The following is a 17,031-nucleotide window of genomic DNA, read 5'->3' on the forward strand; positions in this document are numbered from 1 at the left end:
TGCAGCATGTCCTTCATCTCGTCTCCTGAGACCGATCCCGCCTCTGAAAGTCCGGCAGGTCCCGCCCCGCGCCACCGCACGGTGGGCGTGCGGGTCGGCTCCGTCATGGTCGGCGGCGGCGCTCCGATCGTGGTCCAGTCGATGACCAACACGGACACGGCGGATGTGGACGCCACCGTCGCCCAGGTGGCGGCGCTCGCCCGGGCGGGCTCGGAAATCGTGCGCATCACTGTCGATCGCGACGAGGCCGCGGCCGCCGTGCCGAAGATCCGCGAGCGGCTCGACCGGCTCGGCGTGGACGTGCCCCTCGTGGGCGACTTCCACTATATCGGCCATCAGCTGCTGGCCGATCACCCGGCCTGTGCCGAGGCGCTGGCCAAGTACCGGATCAACCCCGGCAATGTGGGCTTCAAGGAAAAGAAGGACCGGCAGTTCGGTGCCATCGTCGAGCAGGCGATCAAGCACGACAAGGCCGTGCGCATCGGGGCCAACTGGGGCTCCCTCGATCAGGAGCTGCTCACCCACCTGATGAACGAGAACGCGGCCTCGGCCCGCCCGCGCGACATGCGCTGGGTGACCCGCGAGGCCATGATCCAGTCCGCCCTGCTCTCGGCCGGCCGCGCTGAGGAGATCGGTCTCGGACGCGACCGGATCATCCTGTCGGCCAAGGTCTCCGCTGTGCAGGATCTGATCGCCGTCTACCAGGACCTGGCCCGCCGCTCCGACTACGCCATCCATCTCGGGCTGACCGAGGCCGGCATGGGCTCGAAGGGCATCGTGGCCTCGTCGGCCGCCATCGGCATCCTGCTCCAGCAGGGTATCGGCGACACGATCCGCTTCTCCCTGACGCCGGAGCCAGGCGGTGACCGGACGCTCGAGGTCAAGACGGCCCAGGAGCTGCTCCAGACCATGGGCTTCCGCACCTTCGTACCCCTGGTAGCCGCCTGCCCCGGCTGCGGACGCACCACCTCGTCGGTTTTCCAGGAGCTGGCACGCGACATCCAGACCTGGATCTCCACATCCATGCCGGAATGGCGCCGCACCCATCCGGGCGTCGAGAACCTGAACGTGGCCGTGATGGGCTGCATCGTGAACGGGCCGGGCGAGTCGAAGCACGCCAATATCGGCATCTCGCTTCCCGGCACCGGCGAGCAGCCGGCAGCCCCGGTCTTCATCGACGGCAAGAAGGCCATGACCCTGCGCGGGCCGACCCTCGCCCAGGACTTCCAGAAGATCGTCATCGACTACATCGACAGGAATTATGGGCAGCCCGGTCGCGATGCCGCCGAATGAGGCGGCAAGCTGGACCATGGAACCTTGAGAGAAATTCCGTTTTAAGCTCAAGCGCGATGTGCTAGAAGCCCGCCGCGCTGGCAATGACGGCCGCTGCGCTTTTTGAGAAGGGGCCGCCCTTCGTCGATTGCAGAGTGACTTGAACAAGGGCCGTCCGCGGGCACATCCGCAAAGAAAAGCACCCATGGCAGAACAGCACGCCGTCGTTCCCGGACATGCGGATTCCGCAGTCCCTGAGGCTACCCTTCCCGAGAGCCATCACAAGGCGAGCTTCTGGACCCTGACCCTTGGCGCCATCGGCGTGGTCTATGGGGATATCGGCACCAGCCCGCTCTATGCCATGCGCGAGACCGTGGCAGCCGCCACTGGAGGGCACCACGGCGTGCCGGTGGATCTGACCCGCGAGCTGGTGATCAGCATCCTGTCGCTGCTGCTCTGGGCCCTGATCCTCACAGTCACCGTCAAATACGTCATTCTGCTGCTACGGGCCGACAACAAGGGCGAAGGCGGCTCCTTAACCCTGGTCGCCCTGACGCAGCTCGCACTTGGGCGCCGGAGCCTGCCCGTGCTCATGATGGGCATGGCCGGCGCCGCCCTGTTCTATGGCGACGCAGCGATCACGCCAGCCATCTCCGTGCTCTCGGCCCTGGAGGGCCTGAAGCTGGTCGCTCCCTCCTTCGAGGCGTATGTCCTACCGGGCGCTCTGGCGATCCTGATCGCCCTTTTCGCGGCTCAGAGCCACGGCACGGGCAGAGTCGCGGCCCTTTTTGGTCCACTGACACTGCTGTGGTTCATCAGCATGGCGGGCCTCGGTCTTCTCCATATCGCTGACGATTGGGAAGTTTTTCTCGCATTCAACCCATATTACGGCGTATCCTTTCTCGTCACGCATCCGGGAACCGCCTTCGCCATTCTCGGAAGCGTGTGTCTTGCGGTGACCGGCGCAGAGGCGCTCTATGCGGATCTGGGACATTTCGGCCGCAGGCCGATCCGCATGGCCTGGGGAACGGTCGTCTTTCCTGCCCTCGCCTTGAACTATCTCGGCCAGGGCGCCCTTGTCCTGTCGAACCCCGAGACCATCGCAAACCCGTTCTTCCTACTGGCGCCTCCATGGCTGCTCCTGCCGCTGGTCATCCTGGCCACCCTGGCGACCATCGTGGCGAGCCAGGCCGTGATCACCGGTGCCTATTCCCTGACCCGGCAGGCAATCCAGCTCGGTCTGCTGCCGCGCCTCGAAGTCCGCTTTACGTCAGAAACCCACCAGGGCCAAATCTATCTGCCGCGGGTCAACTGGCTCCTGCTCGGGGCCGTCGTGGGGCTCGTGGTCCTGTTCGGCTCGTCGAGCAGCCTAGCCAGCGCCTATGGCATCGCAGTGTTCGGGACCATGGTCGTCACGACCCTGCTCGCCTGCGTGGTGATGAGCCGGAGCTGGGGCTGGGGCCCGGTGAAGACCGGCCTGATTATGATTCCCCTGCTGCTCATCGATCTCACGTTCCTCTCATCGAACCTGGTCAAGCTCCTGGACGGCGGCTACGTGCCGCTTCTGATCGCCGGCAGCTTCTTCCTGCTCATGTGGACCTGGGTGAAGGGAACCCGGATCCTGTTCGAGAAGACCCGCAAGATCGACGTGCCGTTCGTCGAGCTGGTGCAGATGCTGGAGAAGAGCCCGCCGCACCGGGTGAAGGGCACGGCCGTGTTCCTGACGAGCGATCCGGATACGGCGCCCGCCGCCCTCCTGCACAACCTCAAGCACAACAAGGTGCTGCACGAGAAGAACGTGATCCTCACGGTCAACAGCGCGGACATCCCGCGCGTGGAGGACGAGGACCGCGTCTCCATCGAGCATGTGGGCGATTCGTTCTGGCGCATCCGCCTGAGCTACGGCTACATGGAGACGCCCAACATCCCGCGCGGGCTGGCGATCCTGCGCAAGCAAGGCTTCAAGTTCGACATCATGGCGACATCGTTCTTCCTGTCGCGGCGCTCGATCCGGCCGGCGAGCCAGTCGGGCATGCCGCTCTGGCAGGACAAGCTGTTCATCAGCCTCGCGAAATCGGCAAGCGACGCGACGGACTTCTTCCAGATCCCCACCGGACGGGTCGTCGAGGTCGGCACGCAGGTGACGGTGTAGGCATCAATGGTCCAAGACTTGCGCATCGGATGGACCGGAACCGGATGTCCGCACGATGCGCGAGCCTGTTGCTCTCGTGGCGGCCCGATGTCACCTTCGAGCCGCCATGACTGACATCACCTTCCTCCGCCCGTCTCTCACCTGGCTGCCCGCTTACGAAGATGCCCTTGCCCGCGGATGGTCACCCAATACCGACCAGGATGTCAGCCGTGAGCAGCTCTGGCAGCTGCGCCGCAACCCTAAGCGATTCCTGCACGATCTCTACAATAGCCCGATGATTCGACTGGCCGACGGGCGGGAGGTCGCCCGCCTGCCCGCGCACGATTTCTGGATCAGCGATGGCGAATTCTGCGGGCGCATCGGCTTTCGCTTCCAGCGCGGCACGGAAGAACTGCCACCCAGCGCCTATGGGCATATCGGCTACACCATCGTGCCGTGGAAGCAGCGGCGCGGCTATGCCACGCAGGCGTTGCGCATGATCCTGCCCGTCTGCCGGGAGGAGGGTTTCTCGCGGGTTCTGATCACCTGCGATGACGACAACGAAGCCTCGCGCAAGGTGATCCTCGCCAATGGCGGCGAGGCGGCCGGCACGGTCCCGCACAATGCCCGGCCGGGTCACTTGAAGCTCCAGTTCTGGGTGCCGACGGACGCAGGTGTTGACGCGGCCGCCTCCCTTGCGGAGCGAGCCAGTCCCTAGACCTTCCGCTCGACGACGAACCGCACCGCCTCGCAGAGCGTACCCGCCTTCGAACCGAACCTCTCGAGAGAAGCATGCGCCTTCTCCACGAGTTGGCGGCACTCGTAGCGGGCACCGTCCATGCCGAGCAGGTCGACGAGAGTCGCCTTGCCCTTCTCCTGGTCCTTGCCGGTGCGCTTGCCGAGCGCTTCCGCCGAGGCTTCCCGGTCGAGGATGTCGTCGGCCACCTGGAAGGCGGCACCCAGCGCGCGGCCATACTCGACGAGACTCTGGCGCGCCGGACCATCCGCCTTGCCGAGGATCGCCCCAGCCTCTACCGAGAAGGTCAGGATGGCGCCGGTCTTCATCATCTGGAGCAGGCGCACATCCGCCTCGCTTAAGCTTGCCGGCCCGTAGCGGCCCTCCGCCGAGAGGTCGAGGAGCTGGCCGCCCACCATGCCGCCGAGGCCGGAGGCCCGGGCGAGCCCGAGCACGAGATCGGAGCGGATCGCCGGGTCGACCGCGGTGGCGGGATCGGCCAGCACCTCGAAGGCCAAGGTCTGAAGGGCATCGCCCACGAGAATGGCAGTGGCCTCGTCATAGGCCTTATGCACCGTGGGACGGCCCCGGCGCAGGTCGTCGTCGTCCATGGAGGGCAGATCGTCGTGCACCAGGGAATAGCAATGCAGAAGCTCGACCGCGCAGCCGACCCGCAGAGGCCCCTGCCCTTCTGCTCCGAAGAGGCGCGCCGCCTCGACAGTCAGGAAGGGCCGCAGGCGTTTCCCGCCCCCGAGGGCAGCATGGCGCATGGCGGCCATGAGCCGGGGCGGCCGGGCAATCTCGCCGGAAGCGGCTTTGTCTGATAGCAAGGCTTCGAGACTGGCCTCAATGGCTCTCGCGGCCTCGGAAAGCCGTGTCGTGAAAGTAGGGGTGGATGGCATCATGATGAGCCTGGATTCGGGTGGAGCCGCCGCTCCGCCCGAGGGGAACGTGGGTGAACAATTGAAGCCGAAATGGACGCTGCGGTCGGGACGGCCCGGGAAACCGATGACGGCTGCCCGCTTTCTCCGCCGCTTTGTTCAGATCGGCCTCGGTCTCGTTCTCTTATGGGTCGGCGCGGTCTTTTGGCTAGGCCTTTTGTACTGGGCCGTGCCGCCGGTTTCGACCCTGATGCTCGGCCGCTGGCTCACCTTGCAACCGGTGGAACGGACCTTCGTCGGCCTCGACGAAATCGCGCCCAGCCTTCCGCTGGCCGTTCTGACCGCGGAGGACAGCCGCTTCTGCGAGCATGACGGCGTGGATTGGGACGCCCTCCGGGACGTGGTGGAGGCGGCCGACGACGATGGACCGGCCCGCGGCGCCTCGACCATTCCCATGCAGGTGGCCAAGAACCTCTTCCTGTGGCCGAGCCGCTCCTACATCCGCAAAGGGCTCGAGATCCCGGTGGCGCTCTATCTCGACCTGATCTGGTCCAAGCGCCGGATGATGGAGGTCTACCTCAACGTCGCCGAATGGGGCGAAGGGGTGTTCGGGGCCGAAGCCGCCGCGCAAAAATACTTCCGCAAGTCGGCTAGGAACTTGAACGCCCGTGAGGCGGCTCTTCTGGCCCGGTCACTGCCCAATCCTCTCGTGCGCAATCCGGCCCGCCCGAAGCCAGGACATCAGGCCTTGGCCGGGCAGTTGCAGGTGCGGATGGTGAGGGCCGCGCCCTTCAGCGACTGCCTGAAGCCCTGAGGCCTCCTGAGGCACCCTGCGGCAATGAAAAACATGCCGAATGCGCCAGGGGGCTAGATATTTGCCAGAAGACCTTGTATGAGGCGCAACCTCATCAAGTTTGAGATGTGAGCGTTCCCCGGTTGAGCGGGCGCTCCGCTTTTTTACCGGAGACGAGAAATGGCCGTTCCTAAGAGAAAAACGTCGCCCTCGCGGCGTGGCATGCGTCGCTCCGCCGATGCCTTGAAGGCCCCGACCTATATCGAGGACAAGGATTCCGGCGAGCTGCGCCGTCCTCACCATGTTGACCTGAAGACCGGCATGTACCGTGGCCGTCAGGTCCTGAAGGTGAAGGCTGACGCGTAATTTTCTACACGTCATGCGAGTATCAAAAACCGGCGCTTCAAGCGTCGGTTTTTTTATGCCCACAATCCCCAGTCTGCTGATTTTCCAAAGCTTTTTACCCTTCATTAAGCCTGAGGGCCGATCCTGCATCCTTGTTCTCCAGGACCGGCCCGACCTGCGACCCCTGCGTCGCCATCCTGGAATCGTGCGTATTTCCGAGGGTGAGCGTGATGGCAACGAAGCGGCAAGGCCCGATGGGGCTGTTCAAGGGAGCCTCCCGGCTGCCGCGCAAGAGCCAGGCTGCAGCCTCCCCCGTGTCCGTCGCTGGGATCCTCTATGCCTGGGACATGATCACCGACGCTCTGACCTGGGGACCCGGCGCCGCTGAGGCCCTTCGGCTCCCATCACGAGACTTGCCCAAGAATGGTCAAGCCTTTGCGCAACTGGTCGAGCCCAGCTGCGGCCTCGCGCGCCCTGATGCCATCGCGGCCATGGAGCCTTCAAACTACGCTTACGAGACGCGCTATGCTCTGCGGCTTGAGCCCGACCGAGTTGTCATGATCGAAGATTCCGGCCGCTGGCAGCCGGACGTGCAGGGCCGCCCCGCTTTCGCACGCGGCCAGTTGCGCATCGACTCCGCCTCTGGCGCTCGCGACCTCCTGCCTGCGGTGCTGAGGGAGCGCTCGGCGCTTCTTTGCGGCATTCAGGACGCCATCAACGAGGCCGTCCGCGTCTCCCAGACCTGCACGCTCATCGTCGGCGCGTTCGACGGGGACGAAACGGACGAGATGGCGGAGGTTGCACGCCGGCTTCGTCCGATGATGCGCCGCCACGACCTTTTCGCGGCGCTCGGGCCGAACCGGTTCGCCCTGGCTCTCACCTGCTGCCCGGCCGCTGACACCGCAGGCGCCATGCACCGCCTGCACGGGCTCCTGCAGAATCACCCGGCCGGATCCTCACTGCGCCTGAGCGCAGCCTGTGCGCCGGATCACACCTTCAAAGCCACAAAACTGCTGCGCTTCGCCGAGCAGGCTCTCGTTGCCGGTACGGACCGGGGTGAGGCGTCGGCTCTCTACAAGTCCCGCCCTGCCAGGGCAACACGCGTCGCCGAGCAGGCGCCGTTCGACTGGGTTGCCGCGCTCAACGACCGCAGCCTGACCCTGGCCTGCCAGCCCATGGTGGATGCCCAGACCCGCGCGCCGATGCTGGCTCACGCCTGTGCCTCTGTGGCAGGAGCCGATGGCCGCGTCACGCCCCTGGGCCCTGCACCCGGTCTGCAGGAGGCGAACCTTCCCCTGCTCGTCGACGGACGCATGCTGGAATTGGCCGCCGATCACTTGGCTCGAATTCCGGATCGGCGACTGGCACTGCCGGTTTCATCCAGGACTCTCCAGGATGCCGAATGGCTGTCGATGCTAGCGGCGCATCTCGGCGCCCATCCCGGCATTGAGGCGCGGCTCGTTCTTGAGATTCCTGAGATTGCTCTGACTGAATGCCGGCGCAACCTCGGCAGGCTTCATGCCATGAAGGCGCTCGGCGTGGGCATCGCTCTCACGGGCTACGGGGCAGGCCATGTGCCGACGGCTCATCTGCGGGTGCTGCCGATCGACATTCTCAAGATCGACGGGGTCTTCATTCAGCCGCTGAGGCGTTCCACGGACGACCGGCTCCATGTCCGCACCCTCGTCGACCGGGCCCAGCATATGGGCATCGCCACCGCGGCCGAGTGGGTCGACGACGAGGCCGTCGCCCGGCTGCTTGCCTCCTGGGGCGTGGATTACCTGCAGGGCGGATTGTTCGGTGAGCCCGAAGCCATCGTGCAGCCGTCCCCGCTTCAGCGGATGCTGAAGAAAGCGCGAGGCTAGCGCATCGGACCCAAAAGCGGATCGGCACTTTTGAGATCGGATCCGATGCGGTTTTCTTCGATGGAAGTCTCGGGCTACTTGCTCGCCAGCTTGTCGAGCTTGGCCTGCATGTCGGCCATCTGCCGCTTCAAGGTATTGAGGTCATCGGGTCCCTCCCCCTTGGAAGCGGGCTTTGCCTCCGGCATGCCCGGGCTCCCGTTCGGGAAGGGCGAGAACATGCGCATGGCTTCGGTGAAGAAGCCCATGTTCTTGCGCACCTGCTCCTCCATGGCCTGGAAGGCCGAAGGGCCGAAGGCCTGCGCCATCTGTTCCCGCAGCTTCTGCTGCTCCTGGGACAGGTTGTTCATGGAGAATTCGAGATAGCTCGGCACCAGGGCCTGCATGCTGTCGCCGTAGAAGCGGATCAGCTGGCGCAGCACCGTGACGGGCAGGAGGTTCGGCCCTTCCTTGTTCTCCTGCTCGAAGATGATCTGGGCCAGGACCGAGCGGGTGATCTCCTCGCCGGACTTCGCGTCATAGACCACGAAGTCCTCGCCTTTGCGCACCATGCCGGCCAGATCTTCCAGCGTCACGTAGGTCGAGGTGCCCGTGTGATAGAGGCGGCGGTTGGCATATTTCTTGATAACCGTCGGTTGTTTGTCCGTCGCCATGTTGTCCCGATACGCTCCAGGGAAATTCACCGGGCCCGGCACCCTTCGGGATGTCGGCCTGACCTGATTATAGGCCTTATAACAGAGGTGCAAAGCGCCAAAAGTCTAAGGCTTCTTGAGACTGGGTCGAACAATCCTATCCTTGACATCCCACCCTCTGGGGCTTTCATCGAATAAGCACTACATACATCCCAGCACACACGGATCAGCATAGGAGAGAGGCATGGCCGGAGACAGCATCGTCATCGTCGGAGCGGCACGCACCCCCGTCGGCTCGTTCAACGGGGCCTTTGCCAACACCCCGGCCCATGATCTCGGCGCCATCGCGATCAAGGCCGCTCTCGAGCGCGCCAAGGTCGACGGCTCGGAAGTGGACGAGGTGATCCTCGGCCAGATCCTCATTGCAGCTCAGGGCCAGAACCCGGCCCGTCAGGCCGCCATGGCCGCAGGCGTGCCGCAGGAAAAGACCGCCTGGGGCCTCAACCAGCTCTGCGGCTCGGGCTTGCGCACAGTGGCCATCGGCATGCAGCAGATCGCCAACGGGGATGCCAGCATCATCGTGGCGGGCGGTCAGGAATCCATGTCGATGGCGCCGCACGCGGCGCATATGCGCTCCGGCACCAAGATGGGCGACTTCAAGCTCGTGGACACGATGCTGAAAGACGGCCTGATGGATGCCTTCAACGGCTATCACATGGGCAACACCGCCGAGAACGTGGCCCAGCGCTGGCAGCTCACCCGCGAGGAGCAGGACCAGTTCGCCACCGCGTCCCAGAACAAGGCCGAAGCCGCCCAGAAGGAAGGCCGCTTCAAGGACGAGATCACCCCTGTCACCATCGCGTCCCGCAAGGGCGACATCGTGGTAGACCAGGACGAGTACATCCGCGCCGGCACCACCGTGGAAGCTCTCGGCAAGCTGCGGCCTGCCTTCTCGAAGGACGGCACGGTCACGGCCGGCAACGCCTCGGGCATCAATGACGGCGCCGCCGCCCTGGTGCTGATGACGGAAGCCGAGGCCCAGAAGCGCGGCCTGACCCCTCTCGCCCGCATCGCCTCCTGGGCCACCGCCGGCGTCGATCCGGCCATCATGGGCACGGGCCCGATTCCGTCGTCGCGTAAAGCCCTGGAAAAGGCCGGCTGGAAGGTGCAGGACCTCGAGCTTGTCGAGGCCAACGAGGCCTTCGCCGCGCAGGCGCTCGCGGTCAACAAGGATATGGGCTGGGATCCGTCCATCGTGAACGTGAACGGCGGCGCCATCGCCATCGGCCACCCGATCGGCGCGTCGGGCGCCCGCGTGCTCGTGACCCTGCTGCACGAGATGGGCCGCCGCAACGCCAAGAAGGGTCTCGCCACCCTGTGCATCGGTGGCGGCATGGGCGTTGCCATGTGCCTGGAGCGCTAAAGTTTTTCTAAAGGCGCATTTAGGGGAGATTACGGAGCTTTTCCCTTCCACGTTCTGCCACATATCCTAAGCTATGTTATGCGGCGGCCTGATTCAGGCCGCCGCATAACGAATGGATCCGTAAGAGATCCGCGGAACGCTCTTGGGAAGGAAACAGCATGGCGCGCGTTGCATTGGTCACCGGCGGCACTCGCGGCATCGGTGCCGCGATTTCGACAGCCCTGAAACAGGCAGGCTACAAGGTTGCCGCGAACTACGGCGGCAACGACGAAGCCGCAAACCAGTTCAAGGGCGAGACCGGTATTCCGGTCTTCAAGTTCGACGTATCGGATGCCGCTGCCTGCGAGGCCGGCATCAAGGCAGTCGAAGCTGAGCTAGGCCCCGTCGGCATTCTGGTGAACAATGCGGGCATCACCCGCGACGGCATGTTCCACAAGATGACTTTCGATCAATGGTCGGCTGTCATCCGCACCAATCTCGATTCCATGTTCACCTGCACGCGCCCCGTCATCGACGGCATGCGCTCGCGCAATTTCGGCCGCATCATCATCATTTCGTCCATCAACGGCCAGAAGGGCCAGATGGGACAGGCGAACTATTCGGCCGCCAAGGCCGGCGTGATCGGCTTCGCCAAGGCGCTGGCGCAGGAGAACGCCAACAAGGGCGTCACCGTCAACGTGATAGCTCCGGGCTACATCGCGACCGAGATGGTGAAAGCGGTGCCGGAAGAGGTGCTGAAATCGAAGATCCTGCCGCTCATTCCGGTGGGCCGCCTCGGCGAGGCGGAGGAGATCGCCCGCACCGTGCTCTTCCTGGCCGCTGACGAGGCCGGCTTCCTCACCGGCTCGACCCTGTCGGTGAACGGCGGTCAGTATATGGCCTGACGGCGCTGACTCTAAGTTTCAGCGATGCACTGAAGGCTCTCCTCATCGGGAGGGCTTTCGTTTATGGCGGTCATCATGACGACTCGCACCGCCACCACCATCGGCCTCACGGCCATTCTCCTTTGGTCCATGCTCGCCCTGTTCACGGCGGCGACCGGCACAATTCCGCCGTTTCAGCTCAATGCCATGACCTTCCTGGTCGGCGGGATGGTGGGTGTGGCGAGTTGGATCGCGCGGCCGCAGGGGCTTAAGGCGCTCCGCCAGAAACCGGTCGTCTGGGCCTTGGGCGTCGGCGGCCTGTTCGGTTATCACGCCCTCTATTTCGCGGCCCTGCGCTGGGCGCCGCCAGCCGAGTCGGGGCTGATCAACTATCTCTGGCCGCTCCTGATCGTACTCTTCTCCTCGTTTCTTCCAGGCGAGCATCTGCGGCGGGCGCATATCGTCGGAGCGCTGCTGGGCTTCGCCGGTGTCATTGTGCTGATCGCGGGCCGCGGCGCCTTCGACGCGCGGGCGGAGTACATGCCGGGTTATCTATGCGCTTTCGTGGCCGCCTTCGTGTGGGCCGGCTACTCGGTGCTCTCGCGCCGCTTTGGCCAGGTGCCGACAGACGCAGTGGCGGGCTTCTGTCTCGCAACCTCGCTGCTTAGCCTCGTCTGCCATCTGGCCTTCGAGACCACTGTCTGGCCCGAGACGACGACGCAATGGCTCGCCCTTGTGGCGCTCGGCATTGGCCCGGTGGGCGCGGCCTTCTATGTGTGGGACATCGGCATGAAGCAGGGCGACATCCGCTTTCTCGGCGTCGCCTCCTACGCGACGCCGGTGCTCTCGACCCTGCTGCTGGTGGTGGCCGGCTACGCGGCGCTGACCTTCTCGCTGGCCCTGGCCTGCGGCCTCATCGTGGCGGGAGCGCTCGTGGCAACGCTCACCCCGAAGCAGAGCGTCCCGGCATGACCCGGTGGGTGTAGCGGTAGGCCGTGCCGAACCCGAGCGCCCCATAGAGCGAGCGGGCGATCTCGTTCTCCTCGCGCACCTGGAGATAGGCCGTGTGCGCCCCCTCCCCGCAGCCCCAGGCCATGAGGCTCGAAACCACGCGCCGGCCCAGGCCGATGCCGCGCAGGTCCGGCGCGACGACGATATCGTAAAGGCCAACATAGCCGCGCTCCACAACCCCGAGGCCCCAGGCCACGGGCCTGTCATCGAGGCTGAGCGTGGCAAAAGCTGCTTTCTGGCGGATGCGCGAGACAATTTTCATCAGGGTTTCGTCATCGGCCTTGTCGCCACCATAGGATCCTGCGGCCTCCCGCACCCAGCGCTTGGAGACCTGCGGCTCGAGCACCACCTCGGGATCGCGCTCGCAATCCTCGCTGCTGATGGACGCGGTAAGAACATGCGTCGCCTCGATCTCCTTGAAGCCGCGCAGCTTCAGCCGCTCGTCCACATCAGGAGCCTCGACTCCGTTGAGACGGAAGGTCGGGCGCACATTGGCCTCGACGAAGCGGGCAATCATGTAGTCGATAAGCTCGTCGTCGAGGGTTGCGCCGGGCAGGAAAGGCGTGGCGGAATTGGCCCGTTTCGAATAGCCGTTGGCGAGCCGCAGGATCCAGCCGTCATAGGTCTGGTAATCGAACGAGGGCCAGGCGTTCAGGAGCCGGCTCTCGAGTCCGATGATGAGGCTGTGGTCGCTCATGAGGCTGTCCGCTCCTGCAGAATCCCGCTATGTCAGAACCGGTTCTTCCATTCGCGCAAGGCCTGGAACACCTCCACGGGACTGGCTCCCTGCTTATCAACGGATTTCGCGAGCGCTGGCTCCCCAGCGCGCAGGAAAGGATTGGTCGCCTTCTCTTGGCCGATCGTCGACGGTACCAAGAAGCGGCCTTGCGCCTTCGCATCCTCCGCCTCTTTGGCGCGCGCCTTCAGCGCCGCATTGTCCGGATCCGCCGCCAGCGCGAAGCGCGCATTCGACAGCGTGTAGTCGTGCCCGCAATAGACCCGCGCCTCCTCCGGCAGGGCGGCCAAGCGCTGCAGCGAGTGAAAGAACTCCGCGTAGGTGCCCTCGAACATGCGCCCGCAACCGAGGGTGAACAGAGTATCGCCGGCAAACAGCGCGCGATCCGCCGCGAACCAATACGAGACGTGGTCGAGGCAATGGCCCGGCGTTTCCCACACATGCGCCTGCAGGCCGCCCACATGCACCGTGTCGCCCTCGCGCACATAGGCATCCGCATGAGGCACCGCCTCGCGCGCCTTGACCGGCGCCACCACCCGGCAGCCGGTGCGGCGCTTCAGGCCATCGATTCCCTGCACATGATCGCCATGGCGGTGCGTGACGAGGATGTCGGTGAGCTGCCAGCCTTTTTCAGACAAGGCTGCCAGGATAGCGCCCTCGTCCGGCGCGTCGATGGCCGCGCAGGCGCCTGTATTGGGATCGTGGATCAGAACACCGATATTGTCCTGAAGGCAGAGAAAGGCGTGGATCTGGGCTGACATCGAGGAACCTTGTCTTGATGTGCTCTGAGCTATCATGGGACAGTCCGTTCGTGAAACCAGACCCCGCACCCTCGATTGCCAGTATCGGACGAGCCCGAGAGGCAGCCTGTTGAGGTCATGAGCATCGACATCACCGATCTGCGCGGCTTCTATGCCAGCCCTCTTGGGGCGGTGACGCGCCGCTTCGTGGGCCGGGCCGTCGACCGGTTCTGGGGTCCGCTGACGGGATTGCGCGTGCTCGGCCTCGGCTATGCACCGCCTTATCTCTCGGCCGTGAAGAATGAGAGCGAGCGCACGCTCGCCTTCATGCCGGCAAACCAGGGGGTAGTGAACTGGCCCCGCTCCGGAGCTTCGGCCTCGGCCCTCGTCGATCCGCTGATGATGCCCCTCCCCGACGCCTCCATCGACCGCGTTCTCGTGGTCCATGCTCTGGAGACGGTGGAGAGCCCGAGCGAGCTCCTGCACGAGATCTGGCGCATCCTCACCCCGGGCGGCCGGATCATTCTGGTGGCGCCCAACCGGCGTGGACTCTGGGCCCGGATGGACACTACGCCTTTCGGTTATGGCCAGCCCTACAGCCGCTCGCAGCTGAAAAGCCTCATGCGACAGACCTGGTTCTCTCCGGAGGGCTGGGCCGAGACCCTCTACGTGCCCCCCTTACGCAACCGCTTCCTCCTCCAGACCGCCCAGGCCTGGGAACAGGTCGGCGCCGGATTCTCCCTGCCCTTCGCTGGCCTTCATATCGTTGAGGCAACCAAGCAGCTCTACCGGCCCGGTGCCGTGCGGGCCGTGCAGCGCTCGCGCCGGTTCTCGCCGGTTTTCGTTCCAGCGCCTGCCTCGCATCTAGGCTGATTGTCCTTGATTCCGCCGCGTTTTACGGGACTAAGGCAGGGCTCAACTTGACTTGGGCTGCCCGAAACGCCAGTGTCCGCCCCGCTTCGGCAGGGCTATCGGGCCACGCCGGTCTTCAATTTTCCCATAGAGTCTGATGCGCAGTTATCTCGATTTCGAAAAGCCCGTCGCGGAGCTGGAAGCCAAGGTCGAGGAGCTTCGGGCGCTCGGTGAGAACCGGGACGCCGTCTCCATTGCCGACGACATCTCCCGCCTGGAGGTCAAGGCGGCCGACGCCCTGAAGGATCTCTACGGCCGGCTCACCCCCTGGCAGAAGACCCTTGTGGCGCGCCACCCCCAGCGACCGCATTTCATCGATTACTGCGCCGGGCTCATCACCGAGTTCACCCCGCTCGCCGGCGACCGCAAGTTCGCCGAGGACGAGGCCATCGTGGGCGGCTTCGGGCGTTTCCGCGGCCAGCCGGTCTGCGTGATGGGCCAGGAGAAGGGCCACAATACCGAGACCCGCATCCGGCACAATTTCGGCATGGCCCGACCCGAAGGCTACCGCAAGGCCGTCCGCCTGATGGAGATGGCCGACCGCTTCAGCCTGCCGGTGATCTCGTTCGTCGACACTGCCGGCGCCTATCCGGGCATCGAGGCGGAGGAGCGCGGGCAGGCCGAGGCTATCGCCCGCTCCACCGAGATGCAGCTATCCCTCGGCGTCCCCAACGTTGCCCTCGTGATCGGCGAGGGCGGATCCGGTGGCGCCATCGCGATCGCCACCGCCAACAAGGTGCTGATGCTGGAACACGCCATCTACAGCGTGATCTCGCCGGAAGGTGCGGCTTCGATCCTGTGGCGCGACGCGGCCCGAGCTCAGGACGCCGCCACCAACATGAAGATCACGGCCCAGGACCTCCTGCGTCTCGGCATCATTGACGGCATCGTGACGGAGCCCGTGGGCGGCGCCCATCGCGACCCGCAGGCGAGCATCGAAGCCGCCGGCAACGCCATCGAGGAAGCCCTGCACGATCTCGGCAACATGGGACCGGCCGAGATCCGCGATCACCGGGCCGATAAGTTCCTCGCCATCGGGCGCAAGCTCTGACCCGGCCTCTCCCATGGCGGACGGACTGCGCTCAACAAGGGCAGGCTCCGGCGCCCAGGGCCTCGTTTTACCTCCAAAGAGAGCTATCCTCTCCAAAGAGACGGGCTGAAAAGCCGCCAAAAGCGGATTTTTTACCTTCTATTCACCACGACTCCATCATGGCCCCGCTTGCAGTAAGGGCGGGTTAAGGCTAACGATTTAGGGGTAAAGGGGAACTGTTCGGCAAAGGCGCCGGGCAGATCAAAAATTGCGGGGTCCCCATGATGAAGCGTATCGCATTGGCCGCGAGCCTGGTGCTCGCGCTTGCTGCCTGCCAGGACGATAATCTCTCCCGTGGCTCCACGCGCCATCTTGTGCCGATTCCGGCGGCCACCATGGCGCTGATGTCGACCAAGGGCATGTCCAAGGAAGACCCGATCCTGGTCCGGGCCTACAAGAAGGAATCGGAGCTGGAGATCTGGAAGCGCGGCTCCAACGGGAAGTACGCGCTCCTTAAGACCTACCCGGTCTGCCGCTGGTCGGGCCAGCTCGGCCCCAAGAACCGCGAGGGCGACCGCCAGGTGCCGGAAGGCTTCTACACGGTCACCCCGGCGCAGATGAACCCCAACTCCAACTTCTACCTGTCGTTCGATACCGGCTACCCGAACGCGCTCGACCGGTCGTTGGGACGCAGCGGCGGCGACATCATGGTCCATGGTTCGTGCTCGTCGCGCGGCTGCTTCGCCATGACGGACCAGAACGTGGCCGAGATCTACGCCATCGCCCGCGAGGCCCTCGGCGCCGGACAGCGCGGCTTCCAGTTCCAGTCCTATCCGTTCCGGATGACGGCCGAGAACCTGGCCAAGCACCGCCTCGACCCGAACATCGCCTTCTGGAAGAACCTGAAGGAAGGCGCCGACACCTTCGAAGTTACGAAGGACGAGCTCCGGGTCGCCGTCGGCCGTGGGCGCTACGAGTTCAACATCGATCCCGACGCGGCCTCCGTCGTGGCGCAGAAGCGCGCCCAGGACGAGCAGGAAGTGGCGGAGCTCGTCGCCAAGGGCGAAAAGCCGGTCAAGCTCGTCTACCACGATGGCGACACGCATGAATCCTTCCGCACGGCGCTCGCCAACATCACGGGCGTATCGGACGACAAGCTCGGCTATGTGAGCCGGACCGAGGGCATCTCGTCCGGTCCGCGGGTGATCGCCCTCAACGACACAGGCAAGGAAGTGCCGGAGGCGCCGCCGACCGCTTTGGCCTTCGCGTCCATGAAGGAAGTTCCCGTCCCGCAGGCTGAGACCCGCGCGGCCGTGACCCAGCAGACGGCTCCGGTGGCGGTTGCTGCAGCGGCTCCCGCCTCCGAGGAGACCCCGTTCTACAAGAAGATGTTCGGCGGCGTCGCCGACCTCTTCAGCACGTCCTCTTCACAGCCCGCAGCTGCGACAGTCCAGGTGGCGCCAGCTGGTCCCATTGCCAAAACGGCTCCCGGCCCAAAGCCTGTGCTGCAGAAGCGGGCTCAGGCTGCGACACCGGTCAAGGTTGCAAACGCGAACTGATCGAGCCGCTCATCACAATATGAAAAGGCCCGCCTTACCGGCGGGCTTTTTGTTTGATGTGGACTTGTCAACAGTCAGTGCAAAAGAAACGCCCTCAAGGGGCCG

General features: G+C 64.9%; 16 protein-coding genes. 12 read left to right on the forward strand and 4 right to left on the reverse strand.

The window, feature by feature from the left end; genetic code table 11:
* Window positions 1-6 precede the first annotated feature (6 nt).
* The 3 genes from ispG to I2H36_RS08065 all read left to right on the forward strand — a co-directional run bounded on the left by ispG (window position 7) and on the right by I2H36_RS08065 (window position 4,121).
* A complete protein-coding gene (ispG, locus tag I2H36_RS08055; protein ID WP_196263378.1) occupies window positions 7-1,293 on the forward strand; it encodes a flavodoxin-dependent (E)-4-hydroxy-3-methylbut-2-enyl-diphosphate synthase in 1,287 nt (428 codons plus the stop codon).
* A gap of 184 nt (window positions 1,294-1,477) precedes the next feature.
* Complete coding sequence (locus tag I2H36_RS08060; protein WP_196263379.1) at window positions 1,478-3,424, forward strand: potassium transporter Kup; 1,947 nt, start codon at window positions 1,478-1,480, stop codon at window positions 3,422-3,424.
* Window positions 3,425-3,530: 106 nt separating this feature from the next.
* Window positions 3,531-4,121, forward strand: coding sequence for a GNAT family N-acetyltransferase (locus tag I2H36_RS08065; protein WP_196263380.1), 591 nt, complete (start codon window positions 3,531-3,533; stop codon window positions 4,119-4,121).
* Here I2H36_RS08065 and I2H36_RS08070 read toward each other — a convergent pair.
* On the reverse strand, window positions 4,118-5,044 hold the full coding sequence (locus I2H36_RS08070) for a polyprenyl synthetase family protein (protein ID WP_196263381.1): 927 nt from the start codon (window positions 5,042-5,044) through the stop codon (window positions 4,118-4,120). The two genes, I2H36_RS08065 and I2H36_RS08070, sit on opposite strands and share 4 nt — an antisense overlap.
* On the opposite strand from I2H36_RS08070, the gene mtgA reads away from it, so the two are divergent.
* The 3 genes from mtgA (at window position 5,043) to I2H36_RS08085 (ending at window position 8,023) form a co-directional block, all read left to right on the forward strand.
* Window positions 5,043-5,834, forward strand: a complete 792-nt coding sequence (mtgA, locus tag I2H36_RS08075; protein WP_425523288.1) for a monofunctional biosynthetic peptidoglycan transglycosylase — start codon at window positions 5,043-5,045, stop codon at window positions 5,832-5,834. The two genes, I2H36_RS08070 and mtgA, sit on opposite strands and share 2 nt — an antisense overlap.
* Window positions 5,835-5,993: 159 nt before the next feature.
* Window positions 5,994-6,179, forward strand: a complete 186-nt coding sequence (gene rpmF / locus I2H36_RS08080) for a 50S ribosomal protein L32 (RefSeq protein WP_036358586.1) — start codon at window positions 5,994-5,996, stop codon at window positions 6,177-6,179.
* A gap of 209 nt (window positions 6,180-6,388) precedes the next feature.
* A complete protein-coding gene (locus I2H36_RS08085) occupies window positions 6,389-8,023 on the forward strand; it encodes an EAL domain-containing protein (RefSeq protein ID WP_196263382.1) in 1,635 nt (544 codons plus the stop codon).
* Between the two features lie 74 nt (window positions 8,024-8,097).
* Here I2H36_RS08085 and phaR read toward each other — a convergent pair whose 3' ends face one another.
* Complete coding sequence (phaR, locus tag I2H36_RS08090; protein WP_196263383.1) at window positions 8,098-8,673, reverse strand: polyhydroxyalkanoate synthesis repressor PhaR; 576 nt, start codon at window positions 8,671-8,673, stop codon at window positions 8,098-8,100.
* A 223-nt stretch (window positions 8,674-8,896) separates the two neighbouring features.
* Here phaR and I2H36_RS08095 point away from each other — a divergent pair, with 223 nt between their 5' ends.
* The 3 genes from I2H36_RS08095 (at window position 8,897) to yddG (ending at window position 11,910) form a co-directional block, all read left to right on the forward strand.
* The gene (locus tag I2H36_RS08095; RefSeq protein WP_196263384.1) at window positions 8,897-10,075 is read left to right on the forward strand and encodes an acetyl-CoA C-acetyltransferase; all 1,179 of its coding nucleotides are present in this window, start codon (window positions 8,897-8,899) and stop codon (window positions 10,073-10,075) included.
* Between the two features lie 158 nt (window positions 10,076-10,233).
* On the forward strand, window positions 10,234-10,959 hold the full coding sequence (phbB, locus tag I2H36_RS08100) for an acetoacetyl-CoA reductase (protein WP_196263385.1): 726 nt from the start codon (window positions 10,234-10,236) through the stop codon (window positions 10,957-10,959).
* Window positions 10,960-11,034: 75 nt separating this feature from the next.
* A complete protein-coding gene (yddG, locus tag I2H36_RS08105; RefSeq protein ID WP_196263386.1) occupies window positions 11,035-11,910 on the forward strand; it encodes an aromatic amino acid exporter YddG in 876 nt (291 codons plus the stop codon).
* On the opposite strand, the gene I2H36_RS08110 is transcribed toward yddG, so the two are convergent.
* Both I2H36_RS08110 and gloB read right to left on the reverse strand, forming a co-directional pair.
* Complete coding sequence (locus tag I2H36_RS08110; RefSeq protein ID WP_196263387.1) at window positions 11,882-12,646, reverse strand: GNAT family N-acetyltransferase; 765 nt, start codon at window positions 12,644-12,646, stop codon at window positions 11,882-11,884. The genes yddG and I2H36_RS08110 overlap by 29 nt on opposite strands.
* Window positions 12,647-12,678: 32 nt before the next feature.
* Complete coding sequence (gene gloB, locus I2H36_RS08115; RefSeq protein WP_196263388.1) at window positions 12,679-13,446, reverse strand: hydroxyacylglutathione hydrolase; 768 nt, start codon at window positions 13,444-13,446, stop codon at window positions 12,679-12,681.
* Between the two features lie 117 nt (window positions 13,447-13,563).
* Here gloB and I2H36_RS08120 point away from each other — a divergent pair, with 117 nt between their 5' ends.
* The 3 genes from I2H36_RS08120 to I2H36_RS08130 all read left to right on the forward strand — a co-directional run bounded on the left by I2H36_RS08120 (window position 13,564) and on the right by I2H36_RS08130 (window position 16,926).
* Entirely contained in the window at window positions 13,564-14,298 is a 735-nt protein-coding gene (locus tag I2H36_RS08120) for a class I SAM-dependent methyltransferase (protein WP_196263389.1), read from the forward strand.
* A gap of 136 nt (window positions 14,299-14,434) precedes the next feature.
* Window positions 14,435-15,388 (forward strand): acetyl-CoA carboxylase carboxyltransferase subunit alpha, encoded by a 954-nt coding sequence (locus I2H36_RS08125; protein ID WP_196263390.1) that lies wholly within the window; start codon window positions 14,435-14,437, stop codon window positions 15,386-15,388.
* Window positions 15,389-15,648: 260 nt separating this feature from the next.
* A complete protein-coding gene (locus I2H36_RS08130; RefSeq protein WP_196263391.1) occupies window positions 15,649-16,926 on the forward strand; it encodes a L,D-transpeptidase family protein in 1,278 nt (425 codons plus the stop codon).
* Window positions 16,927-17,031 lie beyond the last annotated feature (105 nt).

The organism is Microvirga terrestris (assembly GCF_015694425.1).
In the GTDB taxonomy this organism is placed as follows: Bacteria; Pseudomonadota; Alphaproteobacteria; order Rhizobiales; family Beijerinckiaceae; genus Microvirga; species Microvirga terrestris.